General features: G+C 42.0%; 11 protein-coding genes and 1 pseudogene. 6 read left to right on the forward strand and 6 right to left on the reverse strand.

Going from position 1 to position 16,571, the window contains the following annotated elements; genetic code table 11:
• Positions 1 to 3: 3 nt before the first annotated feature.
• Together P2W73_RS00440 and arfB are read right to left on the reverse strand one after the other, a co-directional pair.
• Positions 4 to 1,047, reverse strand: a complete 1,044-nt coding sequence (locus P2W73_RS00440; protein WP_276499996.1) for a cytochrome-c peroxidase — start codon at positions 1,045 to 1,047, stop codon at positions 4 to 6.
• A 27-nt stretch (positions 1,048 to 1,074) separates the two neighbouring features.
• Positions 1,075 to 1,461, reverse strand: a pseudogene (gene arfB / locus P2W73_RS00445) (alternative ribosome rescue aminoacyl-tRNA hydrolase ArfB); the annotation flags it as partial.
• Positions 1,462 to 1,519: 58 nt separating this feature from the next.
• Here arfB and dtd point away from each other — a divergent pair.
• On the forward strand, positions 1,520 to 1,972 hold the full coding sequence (dtd, locus tag P2W73_RS00450) for a D-aminoacyl-tRNA deacylase (protein ID WP_276499998.1): 453 nt from the start codon (positions 1,520 to 1,522) through the stop codon (positions 1,970 to 1,972).
• A gap of 120 nt (positions 1,973 to 2,092) precedes the next feature.
• Here dtd and P2W73_RS00455 read toward each other — a convergent pair whose 3' ends face one another.
• On the reverse strand, positions 2,093 to 2,410 hold the full coding sequence (locus tag P2W73_RS00455) for a DUF8694 domain-containing protein (RefSeq protein WP_276499999.1): 318 nt from the start codon (positions 2,408 to 2,410) through the stop codon (positions 2,093 to 2,095).
• Between the two features lie 142 nt (positions 2,411 to 2,552).
• On the opposite strand from P2W73_RS00455, the gene P2W73_RS00460 reads away from it, so the two are divergent.
• From P2W73_RS00460 to P2W73_RS00475, 4 genes are all read left to right on the forward strand, one after another.
• Positions 2,553 to 2,897 (forward strand): nucleotide pyrophosphohydrolase, encoded by a 345-nt coding sequence (locus P2W73_RS00460; protein WP_276500000.1) that lies wholly within the window; start codon positions 2,553 to 2,555, stop codon positions 2,895 to 2,897.
• A 29-nt stretch (positions 2,898 to 2,926) separates the two neighbouring features.
• Positions 2,927 to 3,883 carry a YihY/virulence factor BrkB family protein gene (locus P2W73_RS00465; RefSeq protein WP_276500001.1) on the forward strand — a complete coding sequence of 319 codons (957 nt, stop codon included), beginning with the start codon at positions 2,927 to 2,929 and terminating at the stop codon, positions 3,881 to 3,883.
• Between the two features lie 221 nt (positions 3,884 to 4,104).
• Positions 4,105 to 5,574, forward strand: coding sequence for a glycine--tRNA ligase (locus P2W73_RS00470; RefSeq protein ID WP_276500002.1), 1,470 nt, complete (start codon positions 4,105 to 4,107; stop codon positions 5,572 to 5,574).
• A gap of 239 nt (positions 5,575 to 5,813) precedes the next feature.
• Positions 5,814 to 6,023: a hypothetical protein gene (locus P2W73_RS00475; RefSeq protein WP_276500003.1), complete on the forward strand. Its 210-nt coding sequence runs from the start codon at positions 5,814 to 5,816 to the stop codon at positions 6,021 to 6,023.
• A 70-nt stretch (positions 6,024 to 6,093) separates the two neighbouring features.
• Here P2W73_RS00475 and P2W73_RS00480 read toward each other — a convergent pair whose 3' ends face one another.
• The 3 genes from P2W73_RS00480 to P2W73_RS00490 all read right to left on the reverse strand — a co-directional run bounded on the left by P2W73_RS00480 (position 6,094) and on the right by P2W73_RS00490 (position 15,597).
• Complete coding sequence (locus P2W73_RS00480; protein ID WP_276500004.1) at positions 6,094 to 11,466, reverse strand: S8 family serine peptidase; 5,373 nt, start codon at positions 11,464 to 11,466, stop codon at positions 6,094 to 6,096.
• Between the two features lie 116 nt (positions 11,467 to 11,582).
• Positions 11,583 to 15,008 carry a transcription-repair coupling factor gene (mfd, locus tag P2W73_RS00485; RefSeq protein ID WP_276500005.1) on the reverse strand — a complete coding sequence of 1,142 codons (3,426 nt, stop codon included), beginning with the start codon at positions 15,006 to 15,008 and terminating at the stop codon, positions 11,583 to 11,585.
• A 277-nt stretch (positions 15,009 to 15,285) separates the two neighbouring features.
• Positions 15,286 to 15,597 carry a carboxypeptidase-like regulatory domain-containing protein gene (locus tag P2W73_RS00490; RefSeq protein WP_276500006.1) on the reverse strand — a complete coding sequence of 104 codons (312 nt, stop codon included), beginning with the start codon at positions 15,595 to 15,597 and terminating at the stop codon, positions 15,286 to 15,288.
• Between the two features lie 198 nt (positions 15,598 to 15,795).
• On the opposite strand from P2W73_RS00490, the gene P2W73_RS00495 reads away from it, so the two are divergent.
• Complete coding sequence (locus tag P2W73_RS00495; RefSeq protein ID WP_276500007.1) at positions 15,796 to 16,512, forward strand: ferredoxin--NADP reductase; 717 nt, start codon at positions 15,796 to 15,798, stop codon at positions 16,510 to 16,512.
• The last annotated feature ends 59 nt before the right edge of the window (positions 16,513 to 16,571 follow it).

The following is a 16,571-nucleotide window of genomic DNA, read 5'->3' on the forward strand; positions in this document are numbered from 1 at the left end:
AATTCAGGGTTTGCTGAATCGCTTATCATTTAATAAGGAAGAATCCGTCAACGTTCTTAAAAAAAGTGCCAGGTTGATAGCTTCGGTATCAGTAAGCTGGATACCATTGGCCAGGGAAGGATCTAATGTGGCGCTTTGCCGGACACCGGTTCGGTAGTGGTTAATGCATTGTGCTAAGGTGTTGAAGCGTCCATCATGCATATAGTTAGAAGAAATATAAACATTACGGAGGGTCGGCGTTTTGAATTTTAACGAATCTGCAAGGTCCTTTGTGACCCGCATTCTTCCATAATCGGTTAAAAAATTATCTATTGGCAAGCCAATATTCCGAAAGTTGTAATCAGTGAATAAAGGTTCTTTATGACAACTGTTGCAGTGCAACTGGAATAGCAGGTAACCATTTTCTTCTTCTGCAGAGAAACTGGCCGTTCCCTTCTTATACCTGTCATATTTTGAATTAGCTGAAACCATGCTGCCGGTAAACTGGGCGAGGGCTTTCAAAATAAATTCCGGCCTGATAAATTCCGAATGAAAAACATCACGGAATCGCTTCCTGTAATCAGCATCTTTTTGCAACTTATCGATCACTCCATTAAAGGTTTCGCCCATTTCAATATGCCCGTTAATAGGTTGTGCAGCCTCGTCAAACAAAGCGTTGAATTCACCGTCCCAGTGAAATTTATCCTGCCAGGCCAGGTTGAATAAAACCGGTGCATTGCGCAACGTATGCGAATTGAAGACGCCATGGCTTCGGTCATGCTCATAGGTTCCGAAGGCAGCAATTTGCTGGTGACAGGATGAGCATGGATGGGCGCCATCTACCGAAAGCCGGCCATCGTAAAACAATTTTCTACCCAGCTCAAAGCCTTCTTTAGTTAATGGATTATCGGTAAATGTGTAAACCGGGCTGGGAAAGCCTTCCGGGACTTCCTGGTCAAGTAGTGTAAGATTGTTGGGATTGTCATTTTTACGGCAGGATCCCAGGCTATAAGAAAGTGCGACGGCTGAAACGCCAAGCAGTAATATGGCCAGGAAAGTTTTTTTCACTCTATCTTTTTAGAACGGCGGTATTGTCTAAAAATCGCCGGACCTGAATTTTTTTCGACCGGATTTAATCTCTGCCTGTCTTTTTTTAGATTCTATTCTTCTTTCTTTTGCTGCTTTGCTGATTTTTGTCGCAATGCGTATTTTCTTTTTTATTAACGCTGCATTTACCAGCTTATTGATTTTGTCGATTGCTTCTTCCTTATTCGCTAATTGGGTTCGATGTGTTTGAGCTTTTACCTGCAAGAAGCCGTCAGCCGAGATCCGATGTGATAATTTATTTTTTAACAGGATCTTTTGTTCGCCGGATAATAATTGTGAATCATCAATTTTAAAAGAAGCAATCACTGCGGTCTCCACCTTGTTTACATTTTGCCCGCCTTTGCCACCACTTCGTGTTGTTTGAAGTGATATTTCTTTTGCCAGGTCGATCATAGTCAATAGTCAATACATTTGCGAAAAGGATAAAGATACGATGAAAGCAGTCATTCAGCGGGTATCAAGGGCCAGCGTAACGGTCAATGGATCTGTTCATTCACAAATAGGTTATGGTCTTCTTATCTTATTGGGAATAGAAGATGCCGATACTGTTGAAGATATAGAATGGCTAAGCGGAAAAATTGTAAACCTTCGCATTTTTAACGATGAAAATGGAGTGATGAATATCTCACTAAAAGATATAAGCGGGGAGATATTATTAGTAAGCCAGTTCACCTTGCATGCGAGTACGAAGAAAGGGAACCGTCCTTCCTATATTAAAGCCAGCAAACCTGATATTGCAATACCTCTGTATGAAGAAATGAAAAAGCAACTGTCGAAAGATCTGGGCAAACCCATTGAAACCGGGGAGTTTGGTGCTGATATGAAAGTGGAATTATTAAATGATGGACCTGTGACGATCGTAATTGATACTAAAAATAAAGACTAAGAGTTCAAAAGAGAAAAGGAGTTGAAAGCGAGATGCAAATGGTTTACAGCTAAGAAAAAACGAACTATTAAAGGGACTTCACTAAACTCTTTTTCTCTTTTCCCTCCTTGAGCTCTTAGCTTATTGCACACCAATCTTTTCAGAATAGGTATTGCCATCAGCTAATTGTACCCGGATGAAAAATACTTTTTCATTTACGGTTATCCGGAAGCTATATAACGCGACATTAATATCTTTTTGCTCATGAACCCGGTTGCCACCGGATGTCCATGCCATTACACTTTTAATTGTTTTGGAGCTTTTGATCGTTATTTGCTTACCGGATGTGAGAATGCGATAAGGCCGGGCAAAATTTTCAGTTGATTTAGCGGGTATTGATGACCCGGCATTTTGTGCCTGCGATCCCAAAGCAATACAGACGATTGCCAAAAAAGCCATGCTTTTACAAAAAAAGGTTTGTATCATAGAACAATAATGGGTTAGGAAATAAATTTCTGTTCCAGCAGGTACGGCTTTGTTTAGGGAGGTCTATAACGGCAACAATCATGCTATATTGCAAAAATTTTCAAAAAATATTGTTATGACAATTCAAAATGCGCAGCAACAAGTTGACCAATGGATCAAAACAGTTGGGGTTCGCTACTTCAGCGAATTGACCAACATGGCAATCCTGACAGAGGAAGTAGGTGAGCTGGCCCGCATAATAGCCCGTCAATACGGCGATCAATCATTCAAGGAAAGCGATAAGAACAGAAATATGGCTGATGAAATGGCTGATGTTTTATGGGTATTGATTTGCCTGGCTAACCAGACGGGAGTAGACCTGACAGATGCATTACAAAAGAATTTTGAAAAGAAAAATATAAGAGATGCTGACCGCCACCAACAAAATGAAAAACTAAAGGGTGGGCCTAACCAGCAATAATTGGCATTATTTTTTTCAGGCTATTAGGTATGCGGCTAAAAATTATTTGGGGTAGTATTAAGCAGGCCTTTCATGATTTTTTTGAGCACCGGGTGTTGAAGCTAAGTGCTGCCCTTGCCTACTATACTATATTTTCCTTACCGGGCCTTATTATCATTGTGGTATGGGTGAGCGATATTTTTTATGGGCATGAAGCGGTTGAGGGAAGTGTTTATGGCCATATCGCTAAACTGGTGGGGTCTGATGCAGCTATTCAAATCCAGGATACAATTCGCAATGCTACCTTATCAACGGAGGGAAGTTTTGCTACAATCATAGGGCTGGTCACCCTGATCATCGGTGCGACCAGTGTTTTTGGAGAAATCCAGGATTCTATCAATCTAATCTGGCGGGTGAAAGCCAAACCAAAAAAAGGCCGTGCCTGGTTGAAGCTGATCATTGACAGGCTACTTTCTTTCTCACTTATCATCTCGCTTGGATTTTTATTGTTGGTTTCTCTTATTTTAAATGGCATTATGGATGCGTTGATTGGCAGATTGACCCGGGTGTTTCCTGAAACGCAGGTAATATTGGTGTACAGTTTAAACCTGGTTATCACTTATCTCATGACATCATTCCTGTTTGGTCTTATTTTTAAAGTATTACCCGATGCCCGTATCGAATGGAAGCATGTACGAGCCGGGGCATTTGCCACGGCCTTGCTATTTATGGCCGGCAAGTTTTTAATCAGTTATTATCTTGGGCATAGCCGGATGTCTTCGGCCTATGGAGCCGCTGGTTCCATTATTGTTATTTTAGTTTGGGTTTATTATTCGGCGATCATATTGTATTTCGGCGCCGCTTTTACAAGAGGTTATGCCATTTGCACCGGTTCACATATTTACCCCAGCAAATATGCAGTTTGGGTAGAGCAGGTGGAAATACAAACTAAAAAGGATATTCAGCAAACCTCGGCAGCTAATAGTATACCAGCCAAAGCCGATTGATCAAATGAAGTTTTCATAACCTGGTTAATGGAAACAGCCACCTGTATAGCACATATTATTTTTGAAAACGGAAATCCTCCCGGTATTATTTACCAGTAGCTTTCGGGAGAACCTTTCAAATCTTTCTTAAATACGTTTGTTGGTTCCGGCTGATTGAAGCGATTTTTCCTCTTAATCATTTTCATCTTATAAATCCCGGTTCTGACTTACTTTTGCGCCCTATGGCAAACGATTCGGGCAAATTCCAGGCGATTATATCGCATTGTAAAGAGTACGGGTTTATTTTTCCCAGCAGTGAAATATATGATGGCCTGCAGGCCGTTTATGATTACGGACAGTGGGGGAGTGAATTGAAAAAAAACATCAAGGATTATTGGTGGAAGAGCATGACGCAGCTTCACGACAATATCGTGGGTATTGATGCTGCCATCTTCATGCATCCTACTACATGGAAAGCATCTGGTCACGTGGACAACTTCAATGATCCGATGATCGACAACAAGGATAGCAAAAAGCGTTACCGGGTAGATCATTTGATCGAAGCTCACGCCGACCAGATGGAAAATGATGGACGCTATGATGAAGCCAAGGCTCTGCTGGAACAAATGGAGCGTTTACTGGCAAAAGATGATTTTGAAGGATTGAAAAAGCTGATCACCGATCACAATATTAAATGCGCCGTTAGCGGCACTACGAACTGGACGGACATTCGCCAGTTCAACCTGATGTTTTCCACGGAATTCGGTGCCGTATCGGCCGAAGAGGGTGAGGAAAATATAGTTTACCTCCGCCCTGAAACGGCACAGGGGATATTTGTCAACTTTCTGAATGTGCAGAAAACAGGACGCATGAAAGTGCCGTTTGGTATTGCACAAATTGGTAAAGCCTTTCGTAACGAAATCGTGGCCCGCCAGTTTGTTTTCCGCATGCGGGAGTTTGAGCAAATGGAGATGCAGTTTTTTTGCCGACCCGGAACACAAAAGGAGTGGTTCGAATACTGGAAGAAAGCCAGGCAAAAATGGCATCTGAGCTTAGGCATTGACGAAGCCAAATATCGCTGGCACCCTCACGCAAAACCGGCTTTTTATGCAGATAATGCCGGTGATATAGAGTATGAATTCCCATTTGGATTTAAAGAAGTTGAGGGTATCCACAGCCGTACTGATTATGACCTTAAGCAACACCAGGAATACAGTAAGAAAAAGCAGAATTATTTCGATAATGACATTGACCCTGTAACGGGCAAACCATTTGGAAACTACATTCCTTATGTGATTGAAACATCCATAGGCCTGGACCGGATGTTCCTCCTGATCATGAGTAATGCGTACGAAGAACAGGACTTGGGTACTCCTGAAAAACCTGATAGTCGGGTCGTGTTAAAATTTCCTGCGAAGTTGGCTCCAATAAAAATGGCAGTGTTCCCTCTACTTAAAAAGGATGGCTTACCCGAAATTGCTAAGAAAATTATGGATGACTGCAAGTCTTCGTTTAGATGTTTTTATGAAGAAAAAGATGCCATCGGTAAACGTTACCGCCGGATGGATGCCCTGGGCACACCGTTTTGTGTAACAGTTGATCATCAGACGAAGGAAGATAACACGGTTACCATCCGCTATCGGGATAGTATGGAACAGGAGCGGGTGCCTATAGATAAATTAAAAGAAATAGTATTAAAGGCTATTGACTAAACCGAAGCTGTTTAATTTTTGGATGCGAGGCGCTCGCCTCGCCATGTTTAACGGGACAAAATCACATTTAAGTGATTCAATTTGCGAATGTGAAAAACAAATGGGAAAGGTGTTTGGTGCTGATTTTCAAACAACTATACTTTAAAAATTGCCCTTTTGAGCCTTTTTTAGCGACATCCTCTCCTTCTAAACGCCCCAAAATCCGTAATTTCAATCATTACTAATCAAAAAACAATATCATGTCTGAAGTAACACTTACGGCCTATAATGTAAAAACTAAGGAAAAAGGCGTTCCCATTCAAGACGCAGTAATTACCAAAACGGCGAAGGGCGCCTATATGGCCCAGGGTAATGATGGCAAGGGTAATAAACTTACCACTTTGCTGGGTGCGGAGAAAGCATTGGCTGCAATACAAGCCGGAATAGCCAAAAAAGGATGGGAAGATTAAAATAAATTAAACGTATACAAAAGGCCAGGTTTTCGGAAGACCTGGCCTTTTGTATTGCATAGAAGATGATTTATTGCTTCAATAACCTGAACGTATATTTCTTGTCGCCAGCTGTTGCTTCGAGCAAGTACAAACCTGGAGCATAGTTTGGCCCGGAGAGGTCGATAGTTATTTTTTGCACAAAAGCGTTGGCCGTCATAGTTCGCTGCTGCACCAGTTTGCCATTTATATCATGTAATTTGATATTGACCATCTCACCTTCATTTACCTGGTATACGAAATTGAACACACCAACAGATGGGTTAGGATATACCTGCCATTTTACTTCATCATCAAATACAACTGCCCTGATTATTGAGTAAGTGAATTTGCCGTCAATATCTATCATCTTTAGACGATAGTAGCGTACACCCTGTTTATTATATTCTTCGTCTGTAAATTGATATTGTCGTTGGCTTGTACTGTTACCGGCACTTATAACTTCTCCAATTTTGACAAAGTGGTTTTGCCGGTATTCATCATTGCCTTTGGCTAGTTCAATTTCAAAACGGGCGGTATTTTCTTCCCAGGCCGTTACCCATTCTGCTACTACATTGTTCGAGGCATTTTTCTTTGCAGTAAAACTGACCAGTTCAACCGGCAAAGGTTGATCGTTAAAAGGTCCTCCATTGTTGAGCCAGAACTCGGAAAAGTTTTTCACTTTAAACTCAGCGTAGTAGCCTTTATCAAAAGGAACTTTGGTAATCTTCGCGGGAGCAATAAATAGATAATTGGTACCCGTATTATCTCCCAGTGTTCCATTTTCAAACGCATCATTGGTGTCACTATATTTTGTCACACCCAGTTCATAGGCGCTTGATGGTTTGCTACACATGGCACAGCCTGTAGCGGCGATCTGCGCTTCAACTTCGGTATCTAAAAAATAGAAACGAACTGATGCTGAATCAGGACCGGGCAGGTTCACTGTTTGTGGTTTAATGGTGATGTTCCTGTTGTTATAATATTGGTTGGTATTGGTTCGCACCGCACCGGTGTGGTTATAAGTTTGCACGTCTATATCACCCAGGTTTATTCCATTCGGATTTACCGAAGCAAGTAGCTTTCCGCCGGAAAGGAAGTGTACCCAATCATTTCCGTTCACATTTGATTGTTGACTAACTGTACTTGTATAAGGTGGGCCTTCGTAAATGCCATTCAGGTTATCATAAATATGAATGTCATCAATTGCTATACCTTCCCGGGTTACATAGGGGTCAGATTGCATCACAAAACGAAGCCGCAATGAGCCTGAACCTACAGGCAGTGGAATGGTTGCCACATGCCAGCGGGTGTAGTTCTGAATGCTCCAAAGCTGGTTTCCGCTGTAATCTTTGTTATACCAATTTGTACCTTGAGTGGTAGCTCCTAACCTTGACCAGGTCTTTCCATCATTGGAATATTCTACATAAGCAGCGTCGCACAAATCAGCGCCACAATATTCCAGATCCAATGCCGCACTAAAACTTAGCGTTGGACTTGTCATTCCCGTCAGGTCAAAACAGGGAGAATAGAGATAAGATTCTTCCTGGTCGTTATAGTTTCCGGTAAGATTGGTTTTCCACGCTTTTGTGCCACTTGCCGCCTTGCTTATCATAGTTGACGACGGGGCTCCGTATTGCCAGGATGAATTCGTACCATCAGCATGCCAGAATCCGTCATTTGATTCAAAGTTTTGCAGATAAGGGAAGCTGGTTATCTGGGGAGAATTATAAATAGTTATTGTTACAGTGTCATTGCCATGATAGGAATCACTGGGCAATGCACACCACACCTTCAAGGTATGAAATCCGGTCGTCGAAAGATTGGCAGTAGCGGTAAACATGTAGGTAATAGTGGTATGTCCATTAATTGATGAAATGGATTCACTAACCGTTGTGCCATTGTCCACCTTAAAGGAGACAGGTATACTAGCTATTACATCAGGAGAAGTATTCCTGATCTTTATTTTTACCGGAACAGTATTGTTTAAACCGCAACTGGCGACTATTGGTGTGTCGATACTCAGCAGTTCAATATCATTTATCACTTTATACAAGCTGATGTCATCAAAAGTATAGCCATCCGCAGTTTCATTATCTGCTGTTATTGATTGTCCGCCTTGTATCCATCGGGCCTGGAAGCTGGATGAAAAGTTTTGTGACGATTGGTCGAGTAACCCGCTCAAGTCAATACCTGACACTTTTTTAAAGATTCCGGGTGCGCTTTGGTTTACAAAAAGATCATAAGCGTCTATCCAGGGCTGTTGATCATTGCCCCTTATCCATAATCTATTTGCTGGATTATAGTCCTGGCTGTGATGCTTAAACATAAAGTCAAGACGGATATTGTCTACCTGGGCATCATAACCCTGCAAGTTAAAAGTAGCTGTAAGAGTGTCGATGGTACCTCCTGCATTATACCGGTCAGCATCAAGCGTTAGCGCTTTTGTGCCCGAATAAGCAACGCCTGTATTGACAAAAGTTCGTAACCGTCCATAAATTCCGGAAGTGGTGAAATCGTATCGATCTAATCCCTGCAAGCCAAGTTGGGGACTTGCATAAGATTGGTCTGTCGCAGTTTCGATATTATCGAGAAATGGAGTCGCCAGGTTGACTAATGGATTATCCAGTTGCTTGATCGTTCTAGATAAAGTATCATTTTTTACAACGGGGTCGTTTGCATACGAGACGCTCGTTTTTAGATCATAAGTGCCAATAGCAGATAAATCCGCAGGAGTCACAAAACTATAAACATGTGTTCCTCCGGCGGGTATATTTGCCGCCACAATTGTCTCAACCACCGGCGGATTGTTCCCTATAGTGTAACTCACAGGAATATCTCCCGTCGTTGCGGCGTTATCAAGATTTTTAATACGGATGGATACAATGGAATTATTGGAAAGCTCCGTAGATGTAAATTTTCTACCTGAAGAGGGAGAAATAATGCTATCGACTTTTAGGTCATAATCAGATACAGTACCGCTACAGCTACCAGTATTTGGCTGGCGTGAAACTGCCCAGGCCCTTCTGCCCGGGTTACCGTTTATTCTTGGTCGTACGGAAAGCCAGTAAACAGAATCCTTCGAAAGTCCGCTAAAAGTATAAAATGTGTCGATGGTAGTGGCAATAGGAACCATTTCATCGTTTCTTAACATCATTACTTCATAGTCTGTTGCTCCGGTTATCGGCCTCCAATTCATAGCAATATACCCTTCACATTGATTAGCGGTGGATGCAAGTGTTATGACAGGCAATCCTAAAATAGTGAAAGGTTCACTGATGCTTTCAATACCAGTTCCGTTGTGAATGAGCTTTACCCTCGCCTGGTTTGTAGGGGTAGTAGGAGTGTTGGGGATTGCCCAGTTTAATTCTCTTACATTTGCTGCTATCGCACTGTTTATATTGCCCCAGCTAGTCCCGTTATCAAGTGAGTATTGTAAAGTAAAAGTATTGGCTGTATTGCCAAATGCATCCCATTGAACAACGATTGTACTTCCCGTTTGCAGACGTTCGCCTCCTGCCGGAAAAGTTAAAGTGGCAGAAACAGGGATGGTATCGAATACCAAAAAATATTCATGCTGCGTGCCGGATGGGATTGTTGTTCCCTTTACTGAAAAAGTATAATTACCACTGGCGGGATTATCGATAATAACTTGCTCTATATTGTTTACATGATCGGCTCCCGTAGTGGCCGGATCACTCACATTGCCTGGAGACGAATTCAATACCTGGGGCAGATGAGTAGTAGCGGCCGGGTCGGTAACTTCCAAATCAAGGTCATTTACAAGTGCCGTCGCAGCCATTGATGCTGCTGCCGAATCGTTCCAGTACAACATCACCTTAAGCTGGGCCAGTGAAGAACCTGCCGGAATGGTGATTGAATGGGTGTTGGTGGCGCCACTGTTTACTGATGCATTGATATAATCGTTTTTCTCCAACATGGTTACTGACCGCAACAGGTTCATCACGCCAAACCCATAACGATAATCAATACCGGCAGTTCCCAAATCTCTGGCTCCATTGCAAAGCAAGGCTTTCATTAATCCGCTTTTGGGGTTCGCATTTGAATGCAATTGGCGATACCGTTGATAAAGCAATGCCAGCCCGCCGGCAACTGCCGGTGAGGAGTAGCTGGTACCAAAGTCGGATGCATAGGTATTAGTCGGACGGGTGGAGAGCACTTGACCTCTGGCTACGATTTCCGGTTTCAATCTTCCATCTTTAACGGGACCTCTGCTGGAGTTGTTATATTCGCTGGTAGAACCGACTGTAAGCAGATTTTTTGCGGACTGGGGGCCTCCGTACACGTTCCCAAAGTCTGGCAGATAGGGACTGCAATCTTGAGTGCCACTATTACCTGCTGCGAATACATGCTGGAGGTTTGGCATTTGAAAAGTTTGTTGATCCAGTATCCGGGAATAAAGATCATATACTCCTAGCGAGGCGCAGTCTCCGGAAGTCACCGCATATGAATTGTTCGTAATAACCATTCCATAGTCTTGAACATAGGTGGGAGCATAGCCAACTATATTCAGGGTATTTTGTAGAATGAGAGTAGATTTTTGCGCAAAGCCGGTATACTGCTCCCTTACAATTCCTGCGCCGCCAACTATTCCGGAGACGTGAATTCCATGGTAATCGCTGGAACCTGAGCCGGTGGCAGGTGACTTATTAATAAACCTGCCTGCAAAATCAATATGTTGCCATGGGTTTATGTAGTCACCCACACCTACAACCACACCCTCCCCAAGGAGATTGCGGCCTCCGGACAAGCTTGATTGCAAAACGTTTGCTTTCGCAACAGTAGTACTCCGCTCATTTAGTAATTCTGGCTCCGGTGGAGCAAACTGAACATAGTCAAAGAAAGGCAATTCGGCCAGCTCCTGAACCCGATTGGTTGCAATTCTTAACGCTATAATATTGTAAGCCTTAAAATCCGCCGAAATTATTTCAAAGCCTTTTGCTTTTAATATAGCGCTAATTGTTTCATACGAAAAAGCCTTGGGAAAACTGGCCCAAAGATCCACTGTACCAGGAGCTTTTATAGCCCAGGATGGAATCTCCCCGCGGGATAAGGCAGGTTCCATTTTCTGTGCTGCTGACAACTCAATAATTGCCCTCGTTTTTGCTCTTTTGAGTCCATTTGATCGAAGAGAACCGGTAACGGTAGCAGTATAGGCATTATTAGGGATGTAATCTACAAGCTCTATTCCTTCCTCCAGCAACTGCTTTCTCTCTTCAGCAGAGGGTATGCTTTCAAACTGAATAACCACAAAGGATTTTCCACCTGACCTTGACGCCCGTTGGCTAACCTGGCTGATTGTACTATCATCAAAATTTTTTGCGGGAATAAATGAGCCACTTTTTAATTGCAGCCGGAATTTTTCATCATCCTGTGAAAATGATGTGTATGAACATAGTAGCAAGCATACAAATAATAGTAGAGCCGGACTCAACCTCATAAACAGAATAGAATGTCTAATAAAAATAGAACAATTAATGGTAAAATCTTAGTTGGGAAAGCCTTCAAGCCAAAAATCGCTTATGCCGTTGCTTCAGCTTCGGCAAAACAATAACGGTGAAGACCCGATAAGAAACGAAGCATTTCTTCCATTGTTTTAATCGGCTCAGCAATTAACATGAAAAGTTTTCCATTTTGCTTGAGTCGTCCTTTGTTGGTACCGGTTTGGAGATAAGTGATAATATTATTGAATAGTGCTGACTCGAAATAGTTTGAATCCGGGCGGTTGATGAAATAGCACCGCAATATATCTGACTTGAGAGACATTTTTTCAAAGCCAATCTCGACAGCCAGCTTCCGGCACCGTACCGTAATAAACAGGTCTTCAACCTGCTGAGGAATAGGTCCGAAACGGTCATGCAGTTCCTCCCGCATTTGCACAAGATCCTGTTCTGTTTCGCAGTTATCCATTCGCTGGTACAGTGAAAGTCGCTCCGCTATATTTTCTACATATTCGTCAGGAATCAGGATCTCAAGATCGGTATCAATAGTGCAATCCTGTACATAATCGTCCTGTTTGGTAATCTCTTCCTTGAAAAGCTCTTTGAATTCTGTTCTTTTTAACTCCCGTATAGCTTCATCCAAAATCTTCTGGTACATTTCAAAGCCAATTTCGGCCATAAAGCCGCTTTGCTCACCGCCCAGCATATTGCCCGCACCCCGGATATCAAGATCTCTCATGGCAATCTGGAAACCACTGCCCAATTCACTGTGCTGCTCCAATGTTTGAAGCCTCTTCCTCGAATCTGACGGTAAAGTACTCATGGGCGGAGCAAGCAGGTAACAAAAAGCTTTTTTATTACTCCGACCGACTCTTCCCCGCAATTGGTGAAGATCGCTAAGACCAAACTGGTGAGCATTATTTACGATGATCGTATTGACGTTGGGAATGTCAACGCCACTTTCCACGATATTGGTGCAAACCAGCACATCGTATTTTTTATCGATAAAGTCTAAAATCCGCTCTTCCAGTTCGTGACCTTCCATTTGACCATGTGCGTACCCTATGCTAAGATCCGGGCACAGTCCCTGGATAATGGCTGCCATCTCAGCAAGGCCGTTGATCCGGTTATAAATGACAAAAACCTGTCCGCCTCTTTCGCTTTCAAAATAAACGGCATCACGGATAAAATCTTCATTAAATACCTGTACTTCTGTCTGAATAGCCTGGCGGTTGGGCGGAGGAGTATTGATAATACTCAGGTCCCTTGCACCCATTAAGGAAAACTGTAGTGTGCGGGGAATTGGCGTGGCGGTCAATGTAAGACAGTCGACCGTTGTTCGCAAGGTTTTGATTTTTTCTTTATGGCCTACACCAAACTTTTGTTCTTCATCAATCACCAATAATCCCAGGTCTTTAAACTTCACATCTTTTCCCAAAATGCCGTGAGTGCCAATCAGGATATCCACTTTTCCTTCTTCCAGTTTCTTTAGCGTTGCTTTTTTCTCCTTAGCTGATTTAAACCGATTGATATAATCGACGGTAACAGGAAAATCTTTTAAACGTTCTGAGAAAGTTTTATAATGCTGGAATGCAAGGATAGTTGTTGGAACTAGCACAGCGGCTTGTTTACCATCCACGCAGGTTTTAAAGGCGGCCCTGATCGCCACTTCTGTTTTCCCAAAACCTACATCACCGCAAACTAAGCGGTCCATCGGTGATGATGATTCCATGTCTTTTTTTACATCCCCCGTTGCTTTACTTTGATCAGGAGTGTCTTCATAAATGAAAGAAGCTTCCAACTCGGTTTGTAAGTAATTATCGGGTGAATGAGAAAAGCCCTGCTGCGCTTTTCTCTGGGCATATAGCTTTATCAGGTCGAAAGCAATTTCCTTAACCTTTGTTTTTGTCTTGTCTTTTAACTTACTCCAAACATCACTGCCCAATTTATTTACCTTCGGCACACTACCTTCTTTGCCTGTATATTTAGCAATCTTGTGGAGTGAATTAATATTTACATACAGAATGTCACTGTCTTTATAAATAATCCGGACTGCTTCCTGCAGTTTGCCATTTGCCTCCATTTTCTGCAAACCGCTGAATACGCCTACGCCATGATCTATATGTGTGACAAAATCACCAGGCTGCAACTCCCGAAGTGTACGAAGTGTTAAAGCCTTATTTTTATTATAAGCCTGCTTGACCCTGTATTTGTGATACCGTTGAAATACCTGGTGATCGGTATAGCAGACAACTTTAAGATCTTCATCAATAAATCCTTCGTGAATGGAAGTTGTAACGGGATTGAAAACAATCTCCGCTTTGAGATCATCAAAAATAGTTTGCAGACGTTCCAGTTGTCTTGGGTTATCTGCAAACAGGTAAATGGAAAATCCCTTTTTTTCCCATGCTTTCAAATCTCTTATCAGCAATTCAAACTGGCGGTTGAATGCCGGTTGCGATTTGGTGGTAAATTCTATGGTAAATGTTGGGTAATAGTCAGGGAAAGTATTGGAATGGCCAAAGCCGATAACATGTCGCTGAATGATTTTATCAACAAAATCTTTTGCGCTAATAAAGTCATCCATACTCAGATCCTTCTTTACCAGTCTTTCCTCATCTTCCTCTTTTGTTTTATACTCACGGCCTTCGTTTAACTCCTGCTCAAGCTTTAGAAAAGCCTGCACTTCATCTTCACTGTCGAGCAGCCTTTCCTTGCATAATTCATAATCCTGTATCCAGGCTACCGTATTTTCCGGCAAAAACTCCAGTAGCGAAATCCTTTCTTCATTTTCAAATTGGGTGTCTACATTCGGTATGATATTTACCTGTAATAACTTTCGTTCACTCAATTGAGTTTCAGGGTCAACAATGCGGATTGTGTCCACGTCGTTGCCGAATAACTCGATGCGATAGGGTTTTTCATTGCCAAATGAATAAATATCAAGGATACCGCCGCGAATAGCAAACTGGCCCGGCTCATACACAAAGTCAGTTCTTTCAAAGCCGTAGTCTGAAAGTTTCAGCAGCAGCTCATTTACATTTAATGTATCGCCGGATTTGATATGAATGATATTAGAAGAAAGTGTTTTCGCAATCACTACTTTTTCAAACAGGGCTTCAGGATAGGTAACAATTACTTTTTTATTGCCGCCTGCTGCAATTTTTGTCAGGGCTTCTGTGCGCAACATAACATGCGAAGAATTGAGCAAACGATAATTCTTCCTGTTTTTAAACGAGGAGGGAAAATAAAATATATCCAGTGCACCTGTCAGATTCTCCAGGGTATTGTGAAAATAAGCGGCCTCTTCCGCATCGTTTAGAATAATCAGGTGATTAAGCTGCTCGCAGGATGGATGTAAAAATGTAGCGGCGGTTAGAAAAGCCGGTGAACTTCCAAGCAGTCCTTTTGCATATATTTTTTGGGGTTGGGAAAAAGAAATCCTGTCCGCAATTTGAAAAAGGCGGGGGGTGTTTTGATACAATTGCAACAATTCCTGAGTCATAGTTCCGCGTTGCAAAAATACGGACTATCAGTTTTATTAATCAACTTCTTTAAAAGTTCATCAGCAAGTACCATTGGAGCCGGTTATTATTTGCAAGTTGTACATGCCAATTAAAAGTGAATGTATCAGGAATTAAACAAAATATTTGGAGAACCTTGTTGATGAGTCGTACCATCACAGGTTTAAATATAAAGTGTAAAGTATTTTATCCTGTCATTAAAAAAGCCCTGCTGCTGCAGGGTCTTTTTCCTTATAAACCGTCCCGTTCGTATGAGAGTTATTTTTGAAGAACAACTTCACCTACATCCAGTGGTTGATCTTGTTTTACTTCCAGGTTTTCAAGTGTTACATCTTTGTAAGGATCTTTGGCATCTACAGTCAATTTATAAGTGCCGGGTTTTACTTCTAACGTAAAAGCTCCCCCGCTAATAGTTCCCTTGGCAGTGTCGGTGCCACTTACAGCCCATACAGACTCCGCGCCATCTGCCGGAGTAACTTTTCCTGTAATTGATGACTGTGTGGTTGTAAACGCAAATAGGCCAGCAACAGAAGCCGCGATGATACCACAGGTTAGCATTTTCTTCTTCATGATAAATCTATTTTTAATGTTAAGAAATTGTATACTTCTTTCACATAAACAGTTATAAGAAGATTGCAGAACCTGAAAACCAACTACTATGCCAATGCCATTTTTTGTGGAAAACCTATGAAGAATATGCCGCAGAACTATTGCAACACATTTGGTGGATTAAATTTCTCTTTTGTAACTTCCACTAAATTAATTGCTATGGCCATACAACCTTGGAGGACTGGAAAGGTTATTCGTATTGAAAATGAAACTGACAACACAAGACGATACTGGATCGAAGTTCCCGAACTTAGTTCTTTTGATTTTGTACCCGGCCAGTTTGTTACGCTGGATCTTCCTATACATGAAAAACCTAATAAAAGATGGCGGAGTTATTCCATCGCTAGCTGGCCCGATGGAACTAATGTCTTTGAGCTGGTGATTGTGTTGGTGGAAGATGGTCTCGGTACACCGTGGTTATTCAAAAATGTGGAAGTTGGCAGTGAACTGACATTACGGGGACCGCAAGGGGTATTCGTATTAGATGAAGAAAATTTACAAAAAGATCTTTTTCTTATTTGTACCGGAACAGGAATAGCTCCTTTCAGAAGCATGATTCATCATATCTGGCGACACAATATTCCGCATAAGGACATTTATATTCTTTTCGGCAGCCGGACTCAAAAAGATATTTTATATTATGATGAGTTAAGAAATCTTGAACTCGAAAACTTCCACTACATACCAACTCTTTCCCGCGAAGACTGGGAGGGTAAAAAAGGATATGTACATAGTATTTATGAAGAACTTTGCGGCGGAAAACAGGCCGCAAGTTTTTTTCTTTGTGGTTGGAAAAATATGATCGATGAGGCCAAGCAACGTATACTTGCGATGGGCTATGATAGAAAATCAATTCACCAGGAATTATATGGATAACTGATTTTAATGATCAATAAAAAAATCCCTGCATTTGTAGGGATTTTTTTATTGGTTAT

It is taken from the genome of Terrimonas pollutisoli, assembly GCF_029360765.1.
Taxonomy (GTDB): Bacteria; Bacteroidota; Bacteroidia; order Chitinophagales; family Chitinophagaceae; genus Terrimonas_B; species Terrimonas_B pollutisoli.

Bases quoted from the DNA above. Each gene is read 5' to 3' on its own strand.
- dtd (WP_276499998.1), top strand. From the start codon at position 1,520: ATGAAAGCAGTCATTCAGCGGGTATCAAGGGCCAGCGTAACGGTCAAT.
- P2W73_RS00465 (WP_276500001.1), top strand. From the start codon at position 2,927: ATGCGGCTAAAAATTATTTGGGGTAGTATTAAGCAGGCCTTTCATGAT.
- P2W73_RS00460 (WP_276500000.1), top strand. From the start codon at position 2,553: ATGACAATTCAAAATGCGCAGCAACAAGTTGACCAATGGATCAAAACA.
- P2W73_RS00455 (WP_276499999.1), bottom strand. From the start codon at position 2,410: ATGGCTTTTTTGGCAATCGTCTGTATTGCTTTGGGATCGCAGGCACAA.
- mfd (WP_276500005.1), bottom strand. From the start codon at position 15,008: ATGACTCAGGAATTGTTGCAATTGTATCAAAACACCCCCCGCCTTTTT.
- P2W73_RS00475 (WP_276500003.1), top strand. From the start codon at position 5,814: ATGTCTGAAGTAACACTTACGGCCTATAATGTAAAAACTAAGGAAAAA.
- P2W73_RS00495 (WP_276500007.1), top strand. From the start codon at position 15,796: ATGGCCATACAACCTTGGAGGACTGGAAAGGTTATTCGTATTGAAAAT.
- P2W73_RS00470 (WP_276500002.1), top strand. From the start codon at position 4,105: ATGGCAAACGATTCGGGCAAATTCCAGGCGATTATATCGCATTGTAAA.
- P2W73_RS00490 (WP_276500006.1), bottom strand. From the start codon at position 15,597: ATGAAGAAGAAAATGCTAACCTGTGGTATCATCGCGGCTTCTGTTGCT.